The organism is Kitasatospora sp. NPDC101176 (genome assembly GCF_044768035.1).
GTDB lineage: Bacteria > Actinomycetota > Actinomycetes > Streptomycetales > Streptomycetaceae > Kitasatospora.
Genome location: NZ_JBIWPA010000050.1, coordinates 1 through 24516, shown reverse-complemented (window position 1 = coordinate 24516; position 24516 = coordinate 1). Strand labels below are relative to the sequence as shown.

Genomic DNA, 24516 nt, shown 5'->3' with positions numbered 1-24516 from the left:
CGGGGGACGCTCCGGACCTGCTCGGCGCAGCCCGGACCCCGCCGGGCTCAGCCCGTGGGCCCGCTCGGTGCAGGGGCGAGCTCGGCGGCCAGCCTGCTCAGCTCCGGCCCGTACGCGGGGTCGGTCAGCGCGGCGGCGAACTGGGCCCGCAGGTAGGCGGCGGGGTTGCCGGTGTCGTACCAGGTGCCGTCGATGACCTGCCCGTAGACGGCGCGCCGGGCCGCGTACGCGTTGATGGCGTCGGTCAGGTAGACCTCGTCCTCCGGCTTCTCGTGCCACCGGCGGGTGAGGTCGCGGATCTCGTCGACGATGCCGGGGGTGATCACGTACCCGCCGATGGCCGCGAAGGAGGAGGGGGCGTCGACCGGCTTGGGCTTCTCGACCAGACCGGTGATCCGCAGCGAGCCGTTCCCGAGGTCCTCCTTCACCACCGGCACGCCGTAGCGGTAGGAGTCCTCGGGTGCCATCGGCATGAGCGCGAGGACCGGCGCGTTGGTCTGCTCGTACGCCCGGATGAGCTGCTGCGCCCGGGGCACCTCGGCGACGAAGACGTCGTCCGGCCAGAGCACCAGGAACGGCTCGTCGCCGAAGTGCCGGGCGGCGTTGAGGACCGGGGTGCCGTTGCCGTACGGGCCGTGCTGGTACAGGTAGCTGATGTGCCCCTTGCGGGACAGCTCCCCGATCTCCTCCACCGCGTCCGCGAAGGCGGCCTTGCCGTCGCGGCGCAGCTGCTCCACGAGGACGGGGTTGGGGCGGAAGTGTTCCTGGATCAGGCTCTTGTCACCCGAGACGACGATGGTGATGTCGGTGACGCCGGAGTCGACGAGCTCACGGACGGTGTGCTCGATGACGGGCTTGTCCCCGACGGGGAGCATCTCCTTCGGGGTCGCCTTGGTCATGGGCAGCAGACGGGAACCAAGGCCGGCGGCCGGGATGACGGCTCGGCGAATCGTCTTGGGAGCCATGTGACCCTCTCTCATGTGCGGTGGTAATGCGCCGTGTTGGCGCGAAGGCCGATCGACGCTACCAGCGATGGAGGCGTGATCGTTTTCGGTGGTCGTGCGGCACCCCACGCCCGACGCCGCACGTCGAGGCCGCACGTCGGAGGCCCGAAGCGGGCCCGCGGGGGCGGCGAGGGCCGCAGGGCCGGCGGGGCCCCCGCGGAGGCCCACAGGTGCCGGCCCGGGGCCGCCCCGCCCTGGGCATGCCAGGGGGCGCGCTTTAGCCCAGGCCGCTCCGCGGCGGCAACCCAGGCTCACCCGGGAGGCTTACGGCCCAGCGGAGTTGGACCGCATCGGGTGGTGCGCGGTGACCGTCCGCCGGAACGGTTCGTTGGGCGCTGCGGCGGGGCGTGCGCCTCCGGTGGCAAGGCGTCTGCCACCCCCGCCGCGCGGCCGGGCCACCGCCGGCCGCTTCACACCGCACTACCGATCCGAAGAGGTCCCGTCATGTCCGAACCCTCTGCCACGCCGCAGCTCCCGAGCAGCTCCACGGTCTCGGGCGCCGGCGCATCGGCCGGGCCCGCCGCGCCCAAGAGCCTGCTGGAGCAGATGCAGGAACTGCTCGCCTCGGTGACCGCGGACATCGCCGAGCTGCAGTCCGCCACCGCGGCCGGCTACCCCGCCGGCACGGACACCTCTGCCGCTCCGACCGCGCCGGGCGCCCGGTAGTCCGGAACCCCCTCCGCCGGCCCACCCTCACCCGGCGGGCCGAGCCGGACCACGAGTATCGGTGAACCGCGACCGGCCGGCGCGGCCTCCGCCCGGCCCGGCCCTGCCGCACGCGCCGCCTCCTCGGCCCGGCTCGCCGCCTTCCGCAGCAGCCCGGTGAGGTCCTTGCACTCCGACACCGCGTCGACGCCGTCGATGCACGTCCAGTAGAGGCTCTCGGTGTCGGCACCGCAGGCCAGCACCACCAGCGTCTCCCCGACGTCCCGCAGGAGCCCGTCGAGCTCCCCCAGGGCCGTGGCCGGGTCACCCAGTTCGGTGAGGCGCCCGGCCCGCCCGCCGTTCAGCACCGCGGCCCTGACCACCGAGCGGTCCAGGCAGACCGCCGCGTGCGCGCCGGCCTCGGACAGCTGTTGGCCGAGACCGGTGAGCCCGTCGTCGTCCAGCTCCGCCAGCCGGGCTCCCACCGCCTCGGTGAGCAGCGCGGCCTGCCGCGCCTCGGCCAGGACGTCCGGTACGTGCCTGGCCTCGGCCAGGGCGTGCCGGGCCCTCCTGATCAGTCGCAACGCCTCCATCGCGGCCACTCCCCTCGCTCGCTGTCGCCGTGGGACCGGCGGCCGCCGGAGGGGCGGTCGTGCGGTCACGGCGAAAGCGTGCGGCGAAGCCGTCGGGCCCGCATCCAGGAATGCGGAAGCTGTGGACAACTCCGGGGTTGTGGATGACTTCCATCCCTCACAAGGGTTGGTCGCTCACGTCCGGGTTGACGTCCGACGGCTCGGCCGGCACCGGGAAGCGGGATTCGTTGCGCTCGATCTTGGCCGCGAGGGCTTCCAACGGGTCCACCCCGACGACCGTGCAGAACTGCACCAGGTACGCGAGGACGTCCGCGACCTCGTCCCGCACCCGGTGGGCGCGCTCCGGGTCGGACATCACCGCGGCCGCCTGCTCGGGCGTCAGCCACTGGAAGATCTCCAGCAGCTCCCCGGCCTCCACGCTCAGGGCCGCCGCCAGGTTCTTCGGGGTGTGGAAGGGCTCCCACCGCCTGGCCGCCGCGAAGTCCGCCAGCCGCCGCCGAAGGCCCTCCATCGTCGGGCCCGAGGGCTCCGGCGCCCCCGGCGATCCCACGGCCCCCGGCGATCCCGCGGGCTCCGGCGATCCAACGGACCCCGGCAACCCCGGCGACGCCGCCGACCCCGCGGATCCCGCAGCGCCCCCGTCCCCCTCAGCAGCCCGGGCCCCCGCAGAGCCCACCGCGCCCCCGGCCCCCGCAGCCCCGGCCGGCTCCGCCGGCCCCGTCACTCGTTCGTTCACCCGTCCAGGTCTACCTCATCCGCCGCCGCTCCCGCCGCGTCCCCCCGCCCGCACTGGGCCGGCACCCGGGCCGCCCCGGACCGCAGCACGGTGTGCCCGGAGTCCGGGTCGCGCCGGCACTCGACCAGCGCGGCCGCGCCCGCGCCCAGGTCGGCCGCGCCCAGCGCCTCCCGCGCCGCCGCCGGTTCCTGCAGCGCGGCCAGGACCCGCAGCTGATTGCGTCCCGACATCTCCCGTGCGAGCCGCAGCAGCGAGGCGGTCTGCTCGGTGGAGAGCCCGGCCCCGAGGTCCTCGGCGAGCACGGTGAGCTGCCGGTGCGCCCAGGGCACCTCGGCGGCCGGGTCGAGGTCGAGCACGCCGGCGCCGGTGAGGAGCACGGCGGCGAAGGCGAGGTGGCGCAGCATCCCGTCGGAGGCCTGGTCGGCACCGGTCCGCCCGAGGACGCCCTCGTCGAAGACCGCGAGGACGCGCTGTTCCGGCCCTTCGCCGCGGTGCGCGAGGGCGAGCCCGAGCAGCGGGTGCGGGGCGGCGGACTGGACGACGCGCAGCAGCTGCCCGTAGCGCCGCGGGCACTCGCCGGCCAGCCGGGCGATGACGGCGGAGACGTTGGCCGCGTTGCTGCGCAACCGGGCCTGCGGGTCGGGGCGGGCCCAGCCCCGCATGAGGGCGGGGACGGGGTGGACGGGGAAGACCTCGCGCAGGGCGGTGAGCAGGTCCTCCGTGGCGGCGAGGACCAGACGTTCGCCCGGGGAGGAGCCGGCGACGCGCAGCGGGAGCTGCGCGCTGATCATGGTGCCGCTGGGGAAGGGCGCCCGGATGTCGCCCTGGCGGGTGTCGTTGTGCCAGCAGACGTTGACGCGCCGCTTGCGGACGTCCTGCTCGCCGGTGTCGACGAGGGTGCGGCCGTCCAGGGTGAGCGATTCGCGGGCGATCCGGACCGGGCCGTCGGTGCGCATGACGACGTCGAGCCGGATCCGGCCGTGCGGGGAGCGGACGGTGCAACCGAGGATGATCGCGTCCCGCCCGTGCGGGACGCAGCCGGCGAGGCCGCCCCGGACGGGCTTGGCGAGGGGGCCGGTCCGGTCCGGCAGTCCGTCGAGGGAGCCGGCGACCTCCTCCCCGAGGGCGAGCCGGGAGAGCACGGCGAGGGCGTCGAGGGCGTTGGACTTGCCCACCCCGGCGGGCCCGTGCAGGACGGTGAGGGGGGCGAGCGGCAGGACGGCCCGCCGGTAGGACTTGAACGAGGTGAGCCGGAGCTCCTCGACCGTGGGGCGTGTTACGGGCGGCCGATCGGGCCCCGGGGCGCCCGGTCGGAGGTGGGCCGGCGCGGCGGGCCGGGTGGCGTCGCGGTTCACCCGTCGGACGTTAGCCGCAGCCCGGTCGGCAGAAACGTGCCTGCTCGGCAGATTCATCCCAACGTGGCGGACCCGCCCGGTCCGGTGACCGACCGCGCAGCGCCGGGCGGCCGCCGACCGCCCACGCCTGCGCCTGCGCCTGTGCCTGTGCCTGTGCCGTCATCGACGGCGTGGGCCGCGCCGTCACCGGAGGCCTCGGCCGCGGCGTCCCGGCCCCGCACCGCTCAGCGCCGGTAGGCGGCCACCGTCACCGAGGCGGTGACCTCGACCGGGTCGGGCAGCCCGGCGAGGGCCTCGGCGAGCCGGCCGGGGTCGGTGTGCCAGGCGCTGGGACCCATGCCGACGACGGTGCGGACCTCGTCCGGGCCGAGCCGCAGGGTGAACTCGACCTGCCGCTGCCCGGCCGGGGTCAGGTGGGGGTTGAGCTTCTCGTCGATCCGCCGCTGCTTCTCCTCGTCGACCGACAGCAGCCCCAGCGCGTCGACGAGTTCGCGCAGGTGGCGCGAGGTGGGCGAGACCAGCAGCAGGGTGGCGCCGGGTCGCAGCACCCGGCGGATCTCGGGCCCGTTGCGGGGTGCGAAGACGTTGAGCATCAGCCCGGCGGAGGCGTCCCGCAACGGCAACGGCCGCCAGGCGTCGCAGACCACGGCGCCAATCCGGGGGTGGGCCCTGGCCGCGCGGCGCAGCGCGTACTTGGAGATGTCCAGGGCGGCGCCGGCGCGGTCGGGCAGGGCGTCGAGCACGTGGGCCAGGTAGTGGCCGGTGCCGGCGCCCAGGTCGGCGACGAGGCCGTCGGGGTCGGCGGCCCCGGCCTCCTCCGCGAGGGCCTCGGCGATGGGCCGGTAGTGGCCGGCGGCGAGGAAGTCGGCGCGGGCGGCGACCATCTCCGCGGTGTCACCGGTGCCGGTGTGGGCGTCGCCGGCGAGGAGGCTGACGTAGCCCTGCTTGGCGAGGTCGAAGCTGTGTCCGGCGGGGCAGCGCAGGGTGCGGTCGTGCCGGGTGAGGGCCTGCGCGCAGAGGGGGCACGCCAGGTAGTGCTCGATGTCCTGCAGCAACGTTCCGTCTTCTCTCGCCGTTCGCCCCGCGCACCCGCGGACCCGCAGGTCCCCGGACGCCCCGGGGTCCTGCTGGCCCGGTGGCCCTGGGCAGCCAGCCTAGGCCCTCCGGGCCGACCGGGCCGGAGCCGTGCCCTCGCACCTGCCCGCCCCCGGTTCGGTCTGCCCGGCGACGACGGCGCGGCACCGCTCCCCGACCGCTCCCCGACCGGGCTACCCGACCGGGATCCGCCCCCGCTCCGCCGCGACGCGCAGGGCGAGCGCGGCGAGCGCCTCGGGCGCACCGGCCCGGCCGCGGATGCCGGGGAAGGCGTTGACGTCGACGATGACGGGCTCCGCCGGGCCGTCGAGCAGGTCGACGCCGTAGACGTCGAGCCCGAACACCTCCCCGACGCGCAGGGCGAGCGCGGCCCGGTCGGCGGGCGGCTCCCAGTCCTCGGCCGGCCCCGACTTCCCCGAGCCGGAGGCGAGTTCGGACTGCCGGCGGGCCGCGAAGACCTGCCGGTCGACCACCCACAGCTTCTGGTCCCAGCCGGTCCCCGGGACGAAGGGCTGGGTGACGACGGGCTCGTCGGGCCAGCGCGCGGCGAGTTCGCGCAGCCGGTCGGGGTCGTCGACCCGGGCGACCAGGTCGTGCCGCCTGCTGTGCCGGCTCTTGACCACGAACGGGTAGGCGGGGGCGACGAGTTCGGCCAGCCGGCCGGCGTCACCGGTGGCCGCGAAGGGGAGCCCGGCGCCGCGCGCGAGCTCGGCCATCCGCACCCGGTCCTGGCAGAGTTCGGTCGCCGCGGCCGAGTTGACGACGGGCGCACCGCGGCGCTCCAGCTCCCGGGCGAGCGCGAGTGCCTGCGGCGTGCGGGCCTTGAGCAGGTAGGCGTCCGCCGACGCGTCCGCCGGTCCGGCGGGGTCGACGGCCAGCACCTCGTGCCGGCGCCCCAGCAGTGCGGCGGTCGCCGCGAGCACCGGGTGCCCGGGGTCGCCGGTGATCAGCCCGATCCTCATATCGCCCCGCCGAAGTCCCGCGCACCGAAGTCCCGACCGCCGAAGTCACCACCGAACTCGCCGCCGAAGTCCCGGCCCGAGAAGTCCCGACCACCGAACTCGCCGCCGCCGAGGTCCCGGCCCGCGAACTCACCGCCGCCGAGGTCCACCCCGCCGAACCCTCCGCCGGCCGGAACCAGCGCCGGGGCGGGCGCCGAGACGGCCGTCCCGCTGCGCGCGAGCCGCAGCACCGCCCGGGCGACCCTGGACACCGCGTCCGGCACCTTGCGGAAGCTCGGGAAGTCGTTGATGTCCACGACCACCGGCCCGTCCGGTCCGAGCAGCACGTCGACGCCGTACAGGTCGAGTCCGAACACCTCGCCGACCTGCGCCGCGATCCGGGCGACCTCGGCGGGCAGCGGCACCTGTCGTTCGCGGACGCCCTGCCCGGGGTGGATCGGGGAGGAACGTTCCGTCGCGAAGAGTTCCCCGTCGACGCAGTACACCTTGAGGTCGGTACCGGAGTTGGGCACGTACGGCTGGGCGATCAGCAGCCCCTCGCCGGCGAGCTCGGGGCCGAGGTCGAGCAGGTGGTCGGGGCTGGTCACGAGCCGCACGGCGCGCCCGGAGCTGCCGTCGGCGGGCTTCACCACGAGCGGGTACTCGGCGGCGGGGATCTCGGCGAGCCGCTCCCAGCGGGCGGCGGCGTAGGTCACGGGGACGGGCAGGCCGCGGGTGCGGGCGATCACGGAGGCGAGCGCCTTGTCGCGGACGCTCCGGATGGAGCGGACGTCGTTGACGGTGGTGAGGCCGACGGCGGCCGCCGCCTCCAGCAGGGTGAGCCCGGGACCGCCGGACACCGTCTTGAGCACCCAGGCGTCGTGGCTGCCGGCCCGGACCGCCTCGGAGATCGCCATCAGCGAGTCACCGGGGCGCAGCACGTCCACGTGGTGTCCCCACTCGGTGAGCCGGCGCACCACGTCGAGCGGCATGCCGTCCTGCCGGTAGTGCTCCTCCACCAGAAAGCAGAGCCTCATGGGCCTGTCTTCCCCCCTTGCCTTGCCGAGTGCGGACGTCCGCCGTCCCCCTCCGGCAGTTGTGAAGGCATCAGCATGCCACGCGGTGTACACACAAGATCGCTGCGAGCCGGTAAGCGTTCGGCAACAATCGGGCTCCCGGCCCGGTGCCGGGCGGCGGGTGCCGGTCCGGGAGACGCGCGCGGACGGCGGCGGGCTCCGGGGACAAAGCGGTGGCGGCCCCGGCGGGCCCCCTGCTTGGATGCACGCCGTGACTTCTGCCGATCATGATCCCGACCGTTCCCTGCTCGACGCGATCGAGCGCTACTACGACGCCGTGCCGCGCAGCGCCGCCCGGGCCGAGGACTTCGGCCCGCTGACCCTGTTCGTCCGCGAGGGCGCGGGCTGGCCGTACTACGCCCGCCCCACGCTCGGCCACCGGGGCCCGGCCGCCACCGCCGCGGACGTCCGGCGGGTACTGGGGCGTCAGCGCGAGCTGGGGCTGCCGGAGGCGTTCGAGTGGGTGGCCGAGCACGACCCCGCGCTGCGCGCCGCGGTGGAGGCCGCCGGGCTGGTGGTGCACGAGCACCCGCTGCTGGTGCTGGGCCCCGGGGACGAACCGGCCCCGCTGCCCGGGCTGCCGGAGGGGACGCGGGTGCGGGTCCTGGCCGCGGACGCGCCGGAGCTGGCGTCCGCCGTCACCGTCCCGCACCTGGCGTTCGGCGACCCGGGCACCGGGGTGGGCACCGCCGGTGCGGCGGAGCTGGCGGAGGCCGTCGGGCGGATGGTCGCGGAGGGCACGGTGGAGCGGATCGCGGGTCGGATCACCGACGGCACCACCGTGCTGGCCGCCGCGCTGGCGGACGGCTCGGCGCTCTGCGCGGGCCAGCACAATCCGGTCGGCGCGGTCACGGAGGTGGCCGGGGTGGGAACGCTGCCGTCGGCGCGGCGGCGCGGGCTGGGCCTGGCGGTGACGGCCGCCCTGGTCGCGCACGCGCGGGCGAACGGCGTGCGGACGGTGTTCCTGTCCGCGGCCGACGAGGACGTCGCCCGGATCTACCGCCGGGCGGGGTTCCGCCCGTTCGCGACGGCCCTGATCGCCGAACCGGCCCCGGAGCGGTCCGGATCCTGACCTCCCCGGCCCCGGAGGCCGCACGGCGGCCCGACCGCAGAGGTCGGTCGGGCCGGTCGGACGGCCGGCGGGGCGGTACCGCCCCGAGCGCGGGGCGACCGGGACGGGGGCGAAGCGGCGGCGGAAGGACCGGCCGGGACGGGGACGGCCGTCAGTCGTCGTCCTCGTCCTCCGCCCCGCTGACGCCCTCCCCCTCGGCCTCGTCCACCACCCACGCCGACAGCCGCTCGGCGACGCCCGACACCCCGAGCCGGCCCTCCCGGATGGCCCGGGCGAGGCTGCGCACCTCGCGCGCGGTGGTGGCGACGGTGCAGCCGCTGGCGACCAGGTAGGCGTAGGCGACGGCCGTCGCGAAGAGTTCGTTGGTCTTCTCCAGGGCCGGCACCCGGATCAGCTGGTGCATCAGGGCGGCGGCGCGGTCCTGCGGTTCGGGGTAGACGTCGATGTCGAAGATCTCCGCCTGGTGCCGGGTGACGGCCGCGAGCAGTGATCCGTAGTCGGTGACCTGCGGGTCACCGGGGGTGTACTGCTCGGCGGTCATGAGCAGCCACGAGAGGTCGACCTCCAGTTTCAACGGCGCACGTCCTGCAGGTCGCCCGGCTCCCCGAACTCGGCGAGGAAGGCCGTCTCGTACTCCTTCATGAACTGGGCCGCCGCGTCGACGAAGGCCCGCCCCGCCTCGCCCATGTCCTGCTGGACCAGGCGCTCGATGTACTGGTTCATGCTGATCCCCTGCTGCTCCGCCCGTTCCCGGGCCATCTCGGCGGTCGTGGCGTCCACCCGGACGTTCAGCTGCTTCTTACCCATGAATCCCAAGCTAGCGCTGAAGTGCTAGCACAACAAGGGCGCGCGCACCGGCGCCGCACGCCCCGAACGAGCCCCCCGCACCCCCGCACCCCCGTAGGCCCCGAGGCCCCGGCCGCCCGAGCACCCCCTGAACGCGCGACGGCCACGCCCGCGGCGAGGAGCCGCGGCCGTGGCCGCCCGGAGTCGAACCCGGAGCCGGAACCGGAACCGGATCAGAACCGGTCCGGGATCAGAACTGGGTGCTGACCGTCACCCCGCTGAAGTCGGTGGCGGCGTACAGGCTCACGTAGCGGTAGCCCGCGGTCGGGTTGGTCACCGTGATGCTCTGCGCGGTGCCCGGGTTGGTCGAGGAGGCGGTGAAGGCGTTCGGCGAGGCCCAGGTGTCCGCGTTGTAGTACAGGTACGCGGTGCCGGTGCCGCCGGAGGTGGTGACCTTCAGCGTGCTGGTGCCGGCCGGCAGGTAGACGTACAGGTAGTCGAGGTTGCCGGCGGTGGCGGTGCGGCCGGCGCGCGAGCAGTTCTGGCCGAGCGCGTCGGTGCGCTGGTCGGTGCAGGCCGGCGGGGTGGTGGTGCCGGTCCCGGTGGTGACGGTGACGGAGGCCGGGGTGCTGGCGGTCCGGCCGGTGTCGTCGGTGACGGTCAGCGCGACGGTGTAGGTGCCCGCGGCGGCGTAGCCGTGCGACGGGTTCCGCTGGTCGGACGAGGTGCCGTCGCCGAAGGTCCAGTGCCAGCCGGTGATCCGGCCGGGGCCGGTCTGCACGGACCGGTCGGTCAGCGTGACGGTGGGTCCGCTGACGCTCTGGTCGAAGAGCGCGGTCGGGCCGGCCGCGTAGCAGGCGCCGCCGGCGCAGGCATCGAGCCAGGCGTCGAAGTCGGCGTCGTAGCCGGTGCCGATCCCGTTGTAGACGGCGTAGCCGCCCGGGTAGTCGCCGGTGCGGAAGCGGCCGAGCATGGCCTGGACGTCCGCCGGGTGCTTCTCGACCATGTAGCGGACGGCGAGGTAGCCCCACGGGTAGGTGCGCACCGTGTCCGAGTTGTCGTAGGTGTTCTGGAAGACGGTGCTGAGCTTGTAGGTGTGCTTGGCGGCCTCGGCCATCGCCTGGGTGTCGGTGGTGCCGCGGTAGGCGTAGGACTCGTACTCGGCGACGCCCTCGATCCACCAGATGTCGGGCACGGAGATCTCCGTGGAGAAGTTGCCCTTCATGTCGTAGATGCCGTCGAGGTAGTGCGTGTACTCGTGGTTGAGGTTCCACACGTTGGCGGTGAAGCCGTCGTTCCACGACTTCTGGTACATCACGCACACGGCCCGGTTGTTCGGGTCGGTCGGGTCCATGACGGTCTGGCCGCCGTTGTTGGTGGAGTTGCCGAAGATCGCCCAGGAGTAGGTCAGGTAGTCGGCCTGGTTGGCGAAGACCGCGAGGGTGAGGTCCTTGCCGTACGGGTTGACCGGCCCGCCGTCCTTCACCAGGTTGTGGAAGAAGGTGTCCTCACCGCGCAGGCTGGCGCAGACGGCGGCCAGGTCGGCGGGCGACAGCGCCTCGGTCTGGATGGTGCGGTTGTCGCAGACCAGTTGGGCGGGCAGCACGGCCGCGGTGAGCTTCGCCGGCAGGTCGCAGGTGCCGTAGTAGGAGCACTGGCCGGGGTCGAAGGCGTTGGCCTGGTAGGCGGTGTGGACGTACAGCGGGCCGGTGGGGCCGGTGATCCGGGAGGCGTCGAGCACCGCCTTGACCTGGCCCTTGACGGCGGCCTCGACGGCGGGGCCGTCGCCGGCCATCCGGCCGAGGTCGTTGCCCGCGTTGACGTCGAGGTAGGCGTTGGCGGTGCCCAGCAGGTCCTTGTGGTTGATCGCGAAGGAGCCCAGGGCGGTGCCGATGCTCGGGTCGGCGCTGACGGCCCGGACGAAGTCGGTGTTCCAGTTGCCCCGCCACAGTGGCGCGGACAGCACGGAGTTGACGGCCTTGAGCATCTTCGGGAAGGCGTTGTACGAGGCGTCGTAGCCGTTCAGCACCTGCTTGTAGACGCCCAGGTAGGAGCCCTGCAGGTTGGCGCTGTCGGTGAGGACCAGCACCTCGGCGAGCACCGCGCCGTTGTCGTCGGTGACGTCCGTCCAGTGCCGCCCCGCGAAGAAGGCGTCGAGTCCGGCCTTGCTGGCGGCGGTGAGCGCGGCGTCGTAGGGCCCGACCGCGCCCGCGTTGTTGGACTGCACGTAGTAGCCGGCCCGCAGGAAGAGCACGAGCTGGAGGATGCCGGCGGAGTTGTTCCCGGCGTAGGTCGCCGCCAGGCCCTGGTAGGCCTTGGCCACGGTGAGCATCTGCGGTTCCTTGAAGATCCGGCCCGCGTCGGCGCCGGTGACGTTGAACAGCGTGTTGACGCAGTCCGTGGTCGAGCTCTCGAGGAAGGAGACCAGGTCGGAGCCGCTGCGGCTGCCGAAGTCGGCCGGGGTGCAGCTCTGCGCGGCAGCTGCCGTTGCCGCGCCGGCGGCGGCCGCCTTCAACGCGCCGGCCTCCCCGCTCGCGTGGCGGGCGGCGGCCGCGGGTGCCTGCGGGCGGCCCGGGGCGGGCGCGGTCTGCACGGTGGTGCCGGCCGGCTGGCCCAGCACGGCCTGGCCGAGCAGCGCGGGCGGCAGCGGTGCGGCGGCGGGCGCCACGGCGGGCGCCACGGACTCGGCGGGGTCGGCCGTGAGGAAGGCGCCCAGCGGTTGGGGAACGGCGGTGGCGGCGCCGGTGCCGGTGCCCGCCGCCGGTGCGGCGGTGGACGGCCGGGCCGAGGGCCCGGGCGCGGCGAGCGCGGGGACCGGCAGCAGGGTCGCGGCGGTGGCACAGCCGGCGACGACGCCGGCCATGAGCGTGGGCAGGGGTATGCGAAGGCGCACTCTGGGGTCCTTCTCCGTGGGGGCGGTGACTGGACTACTGCCGAGGCATGGGGGAAGTCGACGTGATCCTGCCATCGGGCGCCGCGTCAGAACAATGTCACAGGTCATATGACATGAGGCGCGTCCGGCATAACACCGCCCCACCAGGGGCGTTCGGGGGAACGCCGGAACGAGGACCCGCCGCCCGGACCGCCCGCGGAACCGCCCCGCGCGGCCCGCCCGCCCCGCGACGGCCTACGGCCGGACCGGCCGGTACGTCCGCGCCGCCCAGGCCTGGAAGGTCGGCGAACCGGAGATCAGGTCCCGGTAGGCCGCGGCCGCCGCACCGAACAGCGTCTCCACCACCTCCCCGCTCACCCCCGCGGCCCGCCAGGCCAGCAGGTGGCGGACCCAGATCGGGGTCCCCGCGAGCGGCTTCACCAGCACCTCCGCCAGCGGGCGGGTGGTCGCCTGGACGACGGAGATGCCGAGCCCGGCCGCGATCATCTCCTGCAGCTCCAGCCGACCGCCGAGGAACTCGTGCACGGTCACCGGGGTGAAGCCCGCCGCGGCGCAGGCGCCGTAGAAGACGGCGTGCCAGCCGGCCCCGTCGTCGGGGGTGAGGAACCAGTCCTCCTCGGCCAGGTCCACCAGCGCGATCTCGGTGCGGTGCCGCAGCCGGTGGCCGGCCGGGAGCACCACGAAGGCCGGCTCGGTGACGATGCCGCGGTGCGCGACGGCCGGCGAGTGCCGCAGCTCCCGGCCGGGGTAGTCGACGGCGACGGCGGCCTCGGCGTCGCCCTGCTCCAGCAGCTCGACGATGTCGGAGGAGCGGTAGACGGAGCTCAGCGTGAAGCGCTGCTCGGGCCGCTGGTGCCGGGCCCGGGTGACCAGCCCGGGCAGGATCGGCGAGATCGTCGCGGCCAGACGCAGCTCCTGGCGGACCGGTCCGTCGGGGGCCGTCGGGCGGCGGCCCAGGCAGTCGGCGCGGGTGAGCAGGTCGCGCGCGGCGGCGACCACCTCGACGCCGAAGCAGGTCGGCGCCACGCCGGCGGCCGTGCGCTCGAACAGCGGGGCGCCCAGGTGGCGCTCGATCCGGCGCAGCTGCGTGCTGGTGGCCGGCTGCGAGGCACCGAGCAGGACGGCGGCCCGGCCGACGCTCCCGGTGTCGGCGATGGCGCACAGCACGCGCAGGTGCCGCAGTTCCAGCTCCATGACCCTCCCCCTCGCGCCCCGGCGGACGGCAGTGCAACAGCACACATGACATGTCGGCCGCTCACCTTCGCCCCGCGCGAATCGCCACGTCAAGCCCCTGCCGTGGCCCGGACGGCCGCACCGGCAGCCGCCTTCACCCGCGCATTGCGTCCCCCTGACGGCCCCTGACCGGCCTCTGACCGGCCCCGGTCGGCCTCCGGCCCGCCGCCAGCCCGCGCCCGCCCGGTCACGTCCCCCGGCACCCCGCCGACGGCGCGCCGTCACGGACCCCCGCACCGCCCCCCGGCCCCGGCCCCCGCACCGCCCGACGCCACCCCCCCACCAGGACGAGTGAGACTTGAAGAGTCCTTCATCTTCCGGGACTCTGAACTCTCCTGAGCTTTCCGCGGAGCGGCACCGACCGGTGTGGAGGCCGGCAATGACAGCGATGTTCGACCAGGAGCTGCGCGAGCAGCTCGCCCAGGCCCGCCGGGACCTCGCGGCGGCCCGGGCCGAAGAGGACGCCGACGGCGTCGACGCTTACGAGGGCCGGATCGCCGGACTGCTCCGGCTCGCCGCCCAGCACGGGATCGACCTCCCGCACAGCGCCGACGAGGAGGAACGCAACGAACCCTGACGGCATCCCGCGCAGGGCACCCGACAAGGACGGAGGCGGCACCCGGAGGACCCCGGGCACCGCCTCGTCGTCATGTCGGACCGCGCCGACCGCGGGTCACTGCCCGGCCGGCTCCAGGATCGCGACGCACTCGAAGTGGTGCGTCATCGGGAACAGGTCGAAGGCCCGCAGGGACACCGGCCGGTAGCCGCCCTCGCGGAAGAACGCCAGGTCCCGGGCGAGCGCCGCCGGGTCACAGGCGACGTACGCGATGCGGCGCGCCTCCAGGCCGACCAGGTGCGCGACGGTCTCCCGCCCGGCGCCGGAGCGCGGCGGGTCCAGGACGATCAGGTCGGTGGCGGTGATGCCGGTGCGCGGCAGCAGCGTCTCCACCCGGTCGCACTCGATCTGGACGTTGTCCAGCGCGGCCAGGTTGTGCCGGGCGTCGACCACGGCCTGCTTGGCGGACTCGATGCCGAGCACCGCGCCCTCCTCGCCGACCCGGTCGGCCAGCGCGCCCGCGAACAGGCCCACACCGCAGTACAGGTCGAGCGCGTTCTCGCCCCACTGCGGGTCCAGGCCGTCCAGGACGGCGTCGACCAGGGTGTCCGGCGCCTCGGGGTGGATCTGCCAGAAGCCGCCGTTGCTGACCCGCCAGGTCCGCCCGGCCGCCCGCTCGCGGACGAAGGAGCGCCCGTGCACGCGGTGCACGTCGCCCTGCTCGTCCACCCGGGCGATCGAGACCGGCTTGTCCAGCTCGACCAGCGGCAGCTGGGCGCCGGGGCGCGGGGTCAGCACGACCTGGCGGTCCGAGGAGCCGGTCGCGGCGAACACCTCGACCGAGGCGACGCCCGGCCAGTCCCGGCCCTCGACGCCCAGCTCGGTCACGCCCTCGGCGGCGATCAGGCAGCGGTCCACCGGCTGCACCTCGTGCGAGCGGTGCTTGCGCAGGCCGACCTTGCCGGTCTCCGCGTCCACCGCGTACTGCACCCGGGTGCGCCAGGCCGGCACCTGCCCGGCCGGGAGCTTGCCGCCGACCGGCTCGACGCTGCCGTCCCAGCCCGCCTCGGCCGGGGTGAGCCCGGCCAGCTTGGCCAGCTGCTCGGTGAGCACCTGGCCCTTGAGCTTGCGCTGCCCGCCGGGGGTGACGTGCTGCCAGTCGCAGCCGCCGCACTTGCCGGGCCCGGAGAACGGGCACGGCGGAGCGATCCGCTCCTTGGCGGGCTCCAGGACCTCGACGGCGTCGGCGCGCAGGAACCGGGACGTCGTGGTGCCCTCGGTGACCAGCGCGACGACCTTCTCGCCCGGCAGCGCGTGCCGGACGAACAGCACCCGGCCCTCGTGCCGGGCCACGCAGTGACCGCCGCCGTGCGCGACCGGGCCGACCTCGACCTCGTAGCGCTGCCCGACGAGCGGGTCACCGGACGGCGTCTCGGGCCGGGCCGCCCGGGCGGTGGTGCGCAGCGCCTTCGGCGGCCGCACGGCCTGCTTGCGCGGGGCCTTGCCCGACCCGCCCTTGCCGGCCGACCGGCCCGCCGCGTCCTTGCCCGCGGAGGCCTTACCTGCAGCGTCCCTGCCCGCGGCCGTCCGGCCCCCGCCCTGCGGCGAGGCGCCCTTGCCGGCCGCCGGGGAGCCCTTGCCCGCCGCGGCCGGGGCCGCAGCGGAGCCGCCACGGCCCGTCGACGGCTCCTGCGTCCGCTCGCCCGGGGCGAGCGGCGCGGTGCGCGCGGTGTACCCGTCGCGGTCGGTGGCCTCCGGACGGGACGGCTTGCCCCAGCGCGGCCGGGCTGCCTGCCCGGGCTGGGTGCCGCCCCGACGGGCGCCCTTGCCGGAGCCGCCGGAGGAACGGGGCGGATTGTTGCGGGTCACTGGGAGGAGTCCTTGCTGCGGTCGGAGGGGGCCCCGGTGCTCGGACCGGGGGCGACGGAATCCTTCGACTGTACGGCCTTCGGCGCCCGCGGCTCGCCACGGCGGACGGCACCCGGCGCGGACCAGGCCTTCTGCGGCTTGCGCCGCTCGGAGGACTCCAGCTGCCACGGCACCGAGGTGACCATCACGCCGGGCTTGAACAGCAGGCGCCCCTTGAGCCGCAGCGCGCTCTGGTTGTGCAGCAGGTGCTCGTACCAGTGGCCGACGACGTACTCGGGGATGTAGACCGACACCACGTCGCGCGGGCTGCTGCGGCGCAGGTTCTTGACGTAGTCCAGGACCGGACCGGTGATCTCGCGGAACGGCGAGTCCAGCACCTTGAGCGGCACCTCGATGCCGCGCTCGTCCCACTCCCGGCGCAGCGCCGCGGTGTCCTCCGGGTCGACGTTGACCGAGACGGCCTCCAGGGTGTGCGCACGGGCGAGCCGGGCGTAGGCCAGGGCGCGCAGCGCCGGCTTGTGCAGCTTGGAGACCAGCACGATGGCGTGCACCCGGGTGGGCAGCACCACGTCGTCGGGCTCCTCCGCGGCGGTGAGCTCGTGGGAGACCCGGTCGTAGTGGCGGCGGATGCCCTTCATCATCACGAACAGGACGACCATCGCCGCGATCGCGATCCAGGCGTGGCTGATCTTGGTCACCAGGACGACGATCAGCACGGCCATGGTCATCACCAGGCCGAAGGTGTTGATCGCCCGGCTGCGCTGCATGTGGCGGCGCTTGGCCGGGTCGGTCTCGGTGCGCAGCAGCCTGGTCCAGTGCCGGATCATGCCGGACTGGCTCATGTTGAAGGACACGAAGACGCCGACGATGTACAGCTGGATCAGCCGGTTCGGCTCGGCGTTGAAGGCGACGACGAACAGGATCGCGGCGATCGCCAGCAGGATGATGCCGTTGGAGAAGGCCAGCCGGTCACCGCGGGTGTGCAGCTGGCGCGGCAGGTAGCGGTCCTGGGCGAGGATCGAGCCGAGCACCGGGAAGCCGTTGAAGGCCGTGTTGGCGGCGAGCACCAGGATCAGGCCGGTGACGGCGGCGACGAAGTAGAAGCCGGGCGTGAAGTTGTTGAAGACGGCTTCGCTGATCTGGGCGAGCGCGGTCTTCTGGTGGTAGTCGGCCGAGGAGCCGACGAGCTGCTCGGTCGGGTTCTCGGCCATCTGGACGCCGGTGAGGCGGGCCAGCCAGATGATGCCCATGAACATCACGACGGCGATGCTGGCCATCATCAGCAGCGTGGTGGCGGCGTTCTTGCTCTTCGGCTTGCGGAAGGCCGGGACGCCGTTGGAGATCGCCTCCACGCCGGTGAGCGCGGCACAACCGGAGGAGAACGACTTGAGCAGCAGGAACACCATCGCGAAGCCGGCCAGCGAGTCGTTGCCCGGGGTCGCGGCGAGGTGGAAGCCGGAGCTCTCGGCGGGCATGTCCTGGCCCAGCACGAAGTGCCGGAAGACCCCGTAGCCGACCATGCCGATCACGCCGACCATGAAGGCGTAGGTCGGGACGGCGAAGGCGGAGCCGGACTCCCGCACACCGCGCAGGTTCATGCCCATCAGGATCACGACCACGACGACCGACAGGGTCAGCTCGTGGCCGCGCAGTGAGGGCACGGCGGAGACGACGTTGGCGACGCCCGAGGTGGTGGAGACGGCCACGGTGAGCACGTAGTCGACCATCAGGGCGCTCGCGACGACGAGGCCGGAGTTGGGCCCGTGGTTCACGGTGGCGACCTCGTAGTCGCCGCCGCCACTCGGATAGGCGTGGACGTTCTGCCGGTAGGAGGCGACCACGGCGAGCATCACGATGGCGACGACGAGGCCGATCTGCCACGAGAAGTGGATCGCCGAGGCGCCCGCCACGGACAGCGTGAGCAGGATTTCCTCGGGGGCGTACGCGACCGAGGAGAGCGCGTCCGAGGCGAAGACGGGCAGCGCGATCCGCTTGGGGAGAAGCGTTTCGCCCAGCTTGTCGCTGCGCAGGGCGCGCCCGATCAGGATGCGTTTCGGTAGGTCAGTCGGCATAGGCACGTTAAGGAATCGTAGGGGCTCCCGAGCAATGCTCCGCCGTTTGTCCCCCCCTTCGTCGCGACTGCGTACTACGGACCGGCTAGCGTGTCGGATACGAGCCGACGGGCAACACATGCGTTGCGGGGTCGGCGCCCCACGAGAACGCTCGTCCCGGGATGCCGGGCGGGAAAGGGAGATGAACGGTGTTTGCGCAGGTCAAGAACCCTACGGGACGGGTGAGGTAGCGCCGGTGCACATCGTCATCATGGGCTGCGGCCGCGTGGGCTCGGCCCTCGCGAGAGCTCTGGAGAAACAGGGCCACTCGGTGGCCGTCGTCGACCAGGACCCGACCGCGTTCCGTCGGCTGGGCGCCGGCTTCAACGGGCGCCGGGTGACCGGCGTCGGCTTCGACCAGGACACCCTGCGCGAGGCGGGCATCGAGGAGGCCGGCGCGTTCGCCGCGGTCTCCAGCGGCGACAACTCCAACATCATCGCGGCCCGGGTGGCCCGGGAGAACTTCGGCGTCGAGAACGTCGCGGCCCGGATCTACGACCCCCGCCGTGCCGAGGTCTACCAGCGGCTGGGCATCCCGACCGTGGCGACGGTCCGCTGGACCGCCGACCAGATGCTGCGCCGGCTGCTGCCGAGCGGCTCCGAGCCGCTGTGGCAGGACCCGAGCGGTGGCGTCCAGCTGGCCGAGGTCGCGTACGACCCGGCGTGGGTGGGCCGGCGCATCGGCCTCATGGAGGAGGCCTCCGGCGCCCGGGTGGCGTTCGTCACCCGGCTCGGCGAGGGCGTGCTGCCCACGCCCCAGATGGTGGTGCAGGAAGGCGACCTGGTGCACGTGATGCTGCGCCGGGGCGACCTGACGGCGGTCGAGGCCGCGTTCGCGCAGGCGCCGAAGGAGGAGGGTCACTGATGCGGGTCGCCATTGCCGGGGCCGGTGCCGTGGGCCGCTCGATCGCGGGCGAGCTGCTGGAGAACGGCCACGAGGTCCTGCTGATAGACAAGAACCCCAACTCCATCTCGGTGGAGCGGGTGCCGATGGCCGAGTGGCTGCTGGCCGACGCCTGCGAGATCACCTCGCTGGACGAGGCCGCCCTGCAGCGCTGCCACGTGGTGATCGCCGCGACCGGCGACGACAAGGTGAACCTGGTCGTCTCGCTGCTCGCCAAGACCGAGTACGCGGTGCCGCGGGTCGTCGCCCGGGTGAACAACCCGAAGAACGAGTGGCTCTTCAACGAGTCCTGGGGCGTGGACGTCGCCGTGTCCACCCCGCGCCTGATGTCCGCCCTGGTCGAGGAGGCGGTCAGCGTCGGCGACCTGGTCCGCCTGATGCGCTTCAGCCAGGGCAACGCCAACCTGGTCGAGCTGACCCTGGCGGCCGACACCGAGCTGGTCGGCACCCGGGTGGGCGACGTGGCCTGGCCGCAGGACACCGCCCTGGTGACGATCATCCGCGAGGGCCGGGTGCTGGTGCCGGGCAAGGACGACACCCTGGAGGGCGGCGACGAGCTGCTCTTCGTGGCCGCGCAGGAGCGCGAGGAGGAGCTCGAGGACCTGCTCTCGGCGACCTCCGGCGCCCAGTAGGGCCACCACGACGAGGGCGAGGGCCCGCACCCCGGTGGGTGCGGGCCCTCGCCCTCGGTCCGTCCGTCGCCGGCTAGCCGGCCGGCTCCTCGTCGTCGTCGTCCAGCTGCGCCTTGATCGGCGGCGGCGCCTTCAGCAGGATCTGCCAGGTGACGTACATCGCCAGCAGCATCGGCGGGATGCCGAGGGCGACCTTCAGCCAGCCGAGCAGGTTGACGTTGTGGGTGAAGTACAGCGGGAACAGGACCACCGGCTTGAGGCCCATGATCACCACCCAGGCCCAGGTCGCCTTGGTGTAGGCGGCGAAGCGGCCCGGGTTCTCCTTGCGCCAGGTGAACATCTCGCCGGTGACCGGGCCGAGCATCACGCCGATCATCGGCCAGCGCACCAGGGCGGAGACCGCGAGGGCGATGCAGTAGGCGACGTTCCACAGCAGGCCGGGCAGGTAGAAGTCCTCGGCGCGGCCGCTCTTCATCGCGATCCAGGCGCCCAGGGCGACGCCGAACACCCCGCTGAAGGCGTGCTGGACGGTCTCCCGCCGGGCCAGCCTGGTCACCACGAACACCGCGCACAGGGCCAGCGCCGCCCAGGCGGCGGAGCTGACCTGGTGGGTGATGTTGTACGTGACGATGAAGACCAGGCCGGGCAGCGTCATGTCGATCATGCCGCGCACGCCGCCGAAGGCCTGCAGGACGGTGTCGGCGGCCTCCTTGGAGGCGGCGGCCTTGCGGGCCGCCTCCTCGGCCTCGCTGAGCACGACGGCCTCGCGGACGGCCGCACCCGCCTCGTCCACTCCGTGCGGCGCGGTCGACGCGTGGTGGGCGGCGGCCAGGTCGAGCTGGGCGGCGGACTCGCCGCCGGGCTGGTTGCTCACGCTCATTCGCTCCCGTGTCCGACCGGACGCAGCTCGTAGCGGGGGTTGAACAGCACGCGGCGCCCGCGTGCGTGACTGATCCGGCCGCTGGCGACCAGCCGGCGGCCCGGCTCTATGCCCGCGATCGAGCGGCGGCCGAGCCAGACCACGTCCAGCGCCTCGGTGCCGTCGAAGAGTTCGGCCTCCAGGGCCGGCACCCCCGCCCGCGGGCGCAGGGTCACCGTGCGCAGCGTGCCCGCCACGGTGACCAGCTCGCGGTCCGAGCACCCGGCGATCGGCGTGCAGCCCGATTCCGCCGCGCTCTCCTGGCGCAGCTCCTCGGCCTGCAGCTCCTCGGCCGAGGAGGTCAGCCGGCTGAGCATGCGGCGGAAACGCCCCTGCGGCTGGTCGCTGCTGTTGTCACCACTCATGTCGGAAGGGTACCGGTTTCCGTGCCCCCGGCGGCAGGCCGTGCGGCCGCCGGGGGAGCCCGTGGTCAGCCCTCGAACCGGTACCCCATGCCCGGTTCGGTGATGAAGTGGCGCGGGTGGGAGGGGTCGCGCTCCAGCTTCCGGCGCAGCTGCGCGAGGTAGACCCGCAGGTAGTTGGTCTCCGTGCGGTAGGCCGGGCCCCACACCTCCTGCAGCAGCTGGGTCTGGCTGACCAGCCGGCCGGCGTTGCGGACCAGCACCTCCAGCAGGTGCCACTCGGTCGGAGTGAGGCGGACGTCGGTGCCGTCCCGGTTGACCTTCTTCGCCGCGAGGTCGACGGTGAAGCTCTCGGTGACCACCAGGGAGTCGTCCTCGCCGGCGACCGGCTCGGCCCGGCGCACCGCGGCGCGCATCCGGGCCAGCAGCTCGTCCATGCCGAACGGCTTGGTGACGTAGTCGTCGGCGCCGGCGTCCAGGGCCTCGACCTTCTCGTCCGAGGCGTGCCGGGCCGACAGCACGATGATCGGCACCCTGGTCCAGCCGCGCAGACCGCGGATCACCTCGACGCCGTCCATGTCGGGCAGGCCGAGGTCGAGCACGACGACGTCCGGATGGCGCGCCGCGGCCAGCTCCAGGGCGCTCGCGCCGTCATGGGCCGCGTCGACCTCGTACTTGCGGGCCTTGAGGTTGATCACCAGCGCGCGGACGATCTGCGGTTCGTCGTCCACGACGAGGACCCGGGTCATGTGCGGGCTCCGCCTTTCGGGGCTGTCGGACTTGCGGACTGGGGTACTGGGGTACTGCGCTGCGGAGGTTCCGGGGGGCGCCGGAACGCAGGGGCCGCGGGGTGCGGCGCCGGCGGTCACGTGATCAGCCGCGAGAGCGGATCCCGGCCGTCGCCGACCGCCTCCGCCGGATCCGCCGGGCGCTCGGCGGCGGGCAGGCTGACGACCATGGTCAGGCCGCCGCCCGGGGTGTCCTCGGCGGTGACGGTGCCGTCCATCGCCTCGACGAAGCCGCGCGCCACCGCCAGCCCGAGGCCAACCCCGGCGCCGCGCGGCGCGTCCCCGTAGCGCTGGAACGGCGCGAAGATCCGCTCCTTGGCGTCCTCGGGCACGCCCGGGCCGCGGTCGACGATCCGCAGCTCGACCCGGCCCGGCCCGCCCGGCTGCTGCAGGGCGTCGGCCTTGACCAGGACCTTCACACCGTCCGGGCTGTACTTGACGGCGTTCTCGACCAGGTTCGCCAGCGAGCGCTCCAGCAGGCCGCCGTCGGCCCGGATCATCGGCAGCGTCTCGGGCACGTCCAGGCGCACGGCCTCCGGCGGCACCCCGCCGAGCGCGAACGGCACCACCTCGTCCAGGTCGGTCTCCTGGATCAGCGGGGTGACGGTACCGGTCTGCAGCCGGCTCATGTCCAGCAGGTTGTTGATCAGGTGATCGAGCCGGTCGGCCCCGGCCTCGATGCCGGCCAACAGCTCCGCCTCGTCCTCCGGGTCCCACTCCACGTCGGCCGAACGCAGCGAGCTGACGGAGGCCTTGATGCCGGCCAGCGGGGTGCGCAGATCGTGCGAGACGGCGGCCAGCAGGGCGGTGCGGATCCGGTTGCCCTCCGCCTCCCGGCGCGCGGCGACGGCCTCCCTCGCCAGCCGGCGACGCTCCAGCACCACGGCGGCCTGCGCCGCGAAGGCGCCCAGCAGGCGCCGGTCCGCCCCCGGCAGCACCCGGCCGCGCAGCACCAGTGCCAGGCTGTCCCCGACGGGGACGTCCACGTCGGCCTCCTCCGGCCGCTCCGGCGGCCGCGGGCCCGCGGCCGCCACCGTCGCCCAGGGGGCGAGCGGCTCCGGGCGCTCCAGCAGCGCCGCGCTCTCCTGCCCGAAGGTCTCCCGCACCTGCTCCATCAGGGCGGTCAGCACACCGTCCCCGTTGGGCGCACCGCGCAGCACCGTCCCGGCCAGGGCGCTGAGCGTCTGTGCCTCCGTCTGGCTGCGGGCCGCCTGGTGGGTGCGCCGGGCCGCCAGGTCCACCACCGAGGCGACCGAGATGCCGACCACCGTGAATATCGCCACCGCCATGATGTTCTGCGGCTCGTTGATCGTGAAGGTGTGCAGCGGCGGCGTGAAGTAGTAGTTCAGCACCGACGAGCCGACCAGTGCCGAGGCGATCGCCGGCAGCAGCCCGCCGACCAGCGCCGCGCACACCGTCAGGGCCAGGAACAGCAGCATGTCGGTGGAGAGGCCCAGCCCGCCGACGGCGTTCAGCACCAGGGCCAGCACCGGCGGGCCGGCGAGCCCGATCAGCCAGCCCGCGATCGTCCGGGACCGCCCCAGGTCGGTGATCCGGCGCACCGGCACCCGGCCGCGCCCGTGCCCGGCGTGCTCGTGGGTGACCATGTGGACGTCGATGTCGCCGGCCTCCCGGGTCACCGTGGTGCCCACGCCCGGCCCGTAGAGGTACTGCCAGGCCGGCCGGCGGCTGGTGCCCAGCACGATCTGGGTCGCGTTCACCCCCCGGGCGAAGTCCAGCAGCCCGCCGGCCGGATCGTCGCCCAGCACCGCGTGGAACGTCCCGCCGAGGCTCTCCACCAGCGCCCGCTGCTCGATCAGCGCCTGCGGAGACCCGGACCCGGAGAGCCCGTCCGAACGCGAGATGTGGACCGCGAGCAGCTCGCCCCCGGAGACCCTCGCCGCGATCCGGGCCGCACGGCGGATCAGCGTCGCGCCCTCCGGACCGCCGGTCAGGCCGACCACGATCCGCTCCCGTGCCTGCCAGGTCCCCTCGATGCCCTGCTCGGCCCGGTACTTCTGCAGGTACTCGTCCACCCGGTCGGCCGTCCACAGCAGCGCCAGTTCGCGCAGCGCGGTCAGGTTCCCGGGACGGAAGTAGTTCGCCAGGGCGGCGTCGATCTTCTCCGGCGCGTACACGTTGCCGTGCGCCAGCCGGCGCCGCAGCGCCTGCGGGGACATGTCGACCAGCTCGATCTGGTCGGCCCGGCGGACCACCTCGTCCGGCACGGTCTCCCGCTGGCGCACCCCGGTGATGCCCTCGACGGCGTCGCCCAGCGACTCGAGGTGCTGGATGTTGACGGTGGAGATCACGTCGATGCCGGCCGCCAGCAGCTCCTCCACGTCCTGCCAGCGCTTCGCATGGCGGCAGCCGGGGACGTTGGTGTGCGGCAGCTCGTCCACCAGCGCCACCTGCGGACGGCGGGCCAGCACGGCGTCCACGTCCATCTCCGTGAACACGGCCCCGCGGTGCGCCACCTGCCGCCGCGGCACGACCTCCAGCCCGTCCACGAGCTCCGCGGTCCGCAGCCTGCCGTGGTCCTCCACGAAGGCGACCACGACGTCCGTGCCACGCTGCCGGCGCCGGTGCGCCTCGGCGAGCATGGCGTACGTCTTGCCGACCCCGGGGGCAGCCCCGAGGTAGATGCGCAGCCTGCCTCGTCCCATGAGCACCATTCTTGATCCGGACCTGCCCGGCAGCCACCCCCGGACACCTGTTCCCCTCCCTGCGAGACTACGGCGTGAGCGGCGGATTTCCGCTGATCCGTGCACTGATCACGCGGTTTTAGCGGCATATTGACGGCGCCCGGCCCCTCGCCGGGGAGCGGGCGCAGGTCCCCGGAAGACGTCCGGGAAACGCGAAGAACCCCCGCCGGATATCCCGGCGGGGGTTCTTCGTGAATGATTGTTCGGCGGCGTCCTACTCTCCCACAGGGTCCCCCCTGCA

The 24516-nt window shown here is 74.0% G+C and carries 22 protein-coding genes; 5 read left to right on the top strand and 17 right to left on the bottom strand.

The window, feature by feature from the left end:
- Positions 1-47 precede the first annotated feature (47 nt).
- Positions 48-965 carry a UTP--glucose-1-phosphate uridylyltransferase gene (locus ACIRS1_RS37695; protein ID WP_387897562.1) on the bottom strand — a complete coding sequence of 306 codons (918 nt, stop codon included), beginning with the start codon at positions 963-965 and terminating at the stop codon, positions 48-50.
- A gap of 483 nt (positions 966-1448) precedes the next feature.
- Here ACIRS1_RS37695 and ACIRS1_RS37690 point away from each other — a divergent pair, with 483 nt between their 5' ends.
- Positions 1449-1670, top strand: coding sequence for a hypothetical protein (locus ACIRS1_RS37690; protein WP_360211628.1), 222 nt, complete (start codon positions 1449-1451; stop codon positions 1668-1670).
- Here ACIRS1_RS37690 and ACIRS1_RS37685 read toward each other — a convergent pair.
- From ACIRS1_RS37685 to ACIRS1_RS37660, 6 genes are all read right to left on the bottom strand, one after another.
- Positions 1616-2242, bottom strand: a complete 627-nt coding sequence (locus tag ACIRS1_RS37685) for a DUF6099 family protein (RefSeq protein WP_402847136.1) — start codon at positions 2240-2242, stop codon at positions 1616-1618. The two genes, ACIRS1_RS37690 and ACIRS1_RS37685, sit on opposite strands and share 55 nt — an antisense overlap.
- Positions 2243-2399: 157 nt before the next feature.
- A complete protein-coding gene (locus ACIRS1_RS37680) occupies positions 2400-2753 on the bottom strand; it encodes a nucleotide pyrophosphohydrolase (RefSeq protein WP_402847135.1) in 354 nt (117 codons plus the stop codon).
- 221 nt (positions 2754-2974) lie between these two features.
- The gene (locus tag ACIRS1_RS37675) at positions 2975-4333 is read right to left on the bottom strand and encodes an AAA family ATPase (protein ID WP_402847133.1); all 1359 of its coding nucleotides are present in this window, start codon (positions 4331-4333) and stop codon (positions 2975-2977) included.
- A gap of 224 nt (positions 4334-4557) precedes the next feature.
- Complete coding sequence (locus ACIRS1_RS37670) at positions 4558-5388, bottom strand: putative RNA methyltransferase (protein WP_402847131.1); 831 nt, start codon at positions 5386-5388, stop codon at positions 4558-4560.
- 213 nt (positions 5389-5601) lie between these two features.
- Positions 5602-6390, bottom strand: coding sequence for a RimK family alpha-L-glutamate ligase (locus ACIRS1_RS37665; RefSeq protein ID WP_402847130.1), 789 nt, complete (start codon positions 6388-6390; stop codon positions 5602-5604).
- Positions 6387-7406, bottom strand: coding sequence for a RimK family alpha-L-glutamate ligase (locus tag ACIRS1_RS37660; RefSeq protein ID WP_402847127.1), 1020 nt, complete (start codon positions 7404-7406; stop codon positions 6387-6389). The genes ACIRS1_RS37665 and ACIRS1_RS37660 overlap by 4 nt, the downstream gene beginning before the upstream one ends.
- A 250-nt stretch (positions 7407-7656) precedes the next feature.
- On the opposite strand from ACIRS1_RS37660, the gene ACIRS1_RS37655 reads away from it, so the two are divergent.
- Positions 7657-8517 carry a GNAT family N-acetyltransferase gene (locus ACIRS1_RS37655; protein ID WP_402847126.1) on the top strand — a complete coding sequence of 287 codons (861 nt, stop codon included), beginning with the start codon at positions 7657-7659 and terminating at the stop codon, positions 8515-8517.
- 151 nt (positions 8518-8668) lie between these two features.
- Here ACIRS1_RS37655 and ACIRS1_RS37650 read toward each other — a convergent pair whose 3' ends face one another.
- From ACIRS1_RS37650 to ACIRS1_RS37635, 4 genes are all read right to left on the bottom strand, one after another.
- A complete protein-coding gene (locus tag ACIRS1_RS37650; RefSeq protein ID WP_360211643.1) occupies positions 8669-9091 on the bottom strand; it encodes a fic family toxin-antitoxin system, toxin component in 423 nt (140 codons plus the stop codon).
- Complete coding sequence (locus ACIRS1_RS37645; RefSeq protein WP_360211645.1) at positions 9088-9324, bottom strand: toxin-antitoxin system HicB family antitoxin; 237 nt, start codon at positions 9322-9324, stop codon at positions 9088-9090. The genes ACIRS1_RS37650 and ACIRS1_RS37645 overlap by 4 nt, the downstream gene beginning before the upstream one ends.
- Before the next feature lie 229 nt (positions 9325-9553).
- Positions 9554-12196: a collagenase gene (locus tag ACIRS1_RS37640; protein WP_402847123.1), complete on the bottom strand. Its 2643-nt coding sequence runs from the start codon at positions 12194-12196 to the stop codon at positions 9554-9556.
- 234 nt (positions 12197-12430) lie between these two features.
- Positions 12431-13390, bottom strand: a complete 960-nt coding sequence (locus ACIRS1_RS37635; protein ID WP_360211649.1) for a LysR family transcriptional regulator — start codon at positions 13388-13390, stop codon at positions 12431-12433.
- 418 nt (positions 13391-13808) lie between these two features.
- Between ACIRS1_RS37635 and ACIRS1_RS37630 the strand changes: the two genes are divergently transcribed.
- Entirely contained in the window at positions 13809-14006 is a 198-nt protein-coding gene (locus tag ACIRS1_RS37630; RefSeq protein WP_360211651.1) for a hypothetical protein, read from the top strand.
- Positions 14007-14102: 96 nt separating this feature from the next.
- On the opposite strand, the gene ACIRS1_RS37625 is transcribed toward ACIRS1_RS37630, so the two are convergent.
- On the bottom strand, positions 14103-15449 hold the full coding sequence (locus ACIRS1_RS37625; RefSeq protein WP_387898637.1) for a class I SAM-dependent RNA methyltransferase: 1347 nt from the start codon (positions 15447-15449) through the stop codon (positions 14103-14105).
- 401 nt (positions 15450-15850) lie between these two features.
- Positions 15851-17926, bottom strand: a complete 2076-nt coding sequence (locus ACIRS1_RS37620; RefSeq protein ID WP_402847119.1) for an APC family permease — start codon at positions 17924-17926, stop codon at positions 15851-15853.
- A 235-nt stretch (positions 17927-18161) separates the two neighbouring features.
- Between ACIRS1_RS37620 and ACIRS1_RS37615 the strand changes: the two genes are divergently transcribed.
- Positions 18162-18830, top strand: a complete 669-nt coding sequence (locus tag ACIRS1_RS37615) for a potassium channel family protein (protein ID WP_402847117.1) — start codon at positions 18162-18164, stop codon at positions 18828-18830.
- Positions 18830-19501 carry a TrkA family potassium uptake protein gene (locus tag ACIRS1_RS37610; RefSeq protein ID WP_218206906.1) on the top strand — a complete coding sequence of 224 codons (672 nt, stop codon included), beginning with the start codon at positions 18830-18832 and terminating at the stop codon, positions 19499-19501. Before ACIRS1_RS37615 ends, ACIRS1_RS37610 begins: the two co-directional genes overlap by 1 nt.
- Positions 19502-19574: 73 nt before the next feature.
- On the opposite strand, the gene ACIRS1_RS37605 is transcribed toward ACIRS1_RS37610, so the two are convergent.
- The 4 genes from ACIRS1_RS37605 to ACIRS1_RS37590 all read right to left on the bottom strand — a co-directional run bounded on the left by ACIRS1_RS37605 (position 19575) and on the right by ACIRS1_RS37590 (position 24236).
- Complete coding sequence (locus ACIRS1_RS37605; protein ID WP_402847115.1) at positions 19575-20375, bottom strand: DUF3159 domain-containing protein; 801 nt, start codon at positions 20373-20375, stop codon at positions 19575-19577.
- 2 nt (positions 20376-20377) lie between these two features.
- Complete coding sequence (locus tag ACIRS1_RS37600; RefSeq protein WP_360211659.1) at positions 20378-20785, bottom strand: OB-fold nucleic acid binding domain-containing protein; 408 nt, start codon at positions 20783-20785, stop codon at positions 20378-20380.
- Positions 20786-20850: 65 nt separating this feature from the next.
- Entirely contained in the window at positions 20851-21531 is a 681-nt protein-coding gene (locus ACIRS1_RS37595) for a response regulator (protein ID WP_350749961.1), read from the bottom strand.
- Between the two features lie 116 nt (positions 21532-21647).
- A complete protein-coding gene (locus ACIRS1_RS37590; protein ID WP_402847112.1) occupies positions 21648-24236 on the bottom strand; it encodes an ATP-binding protein in 2589 nt (862 codons plus the stop codon).
- Positions 24237-24516: the final 280 nt, after the last annotated feature.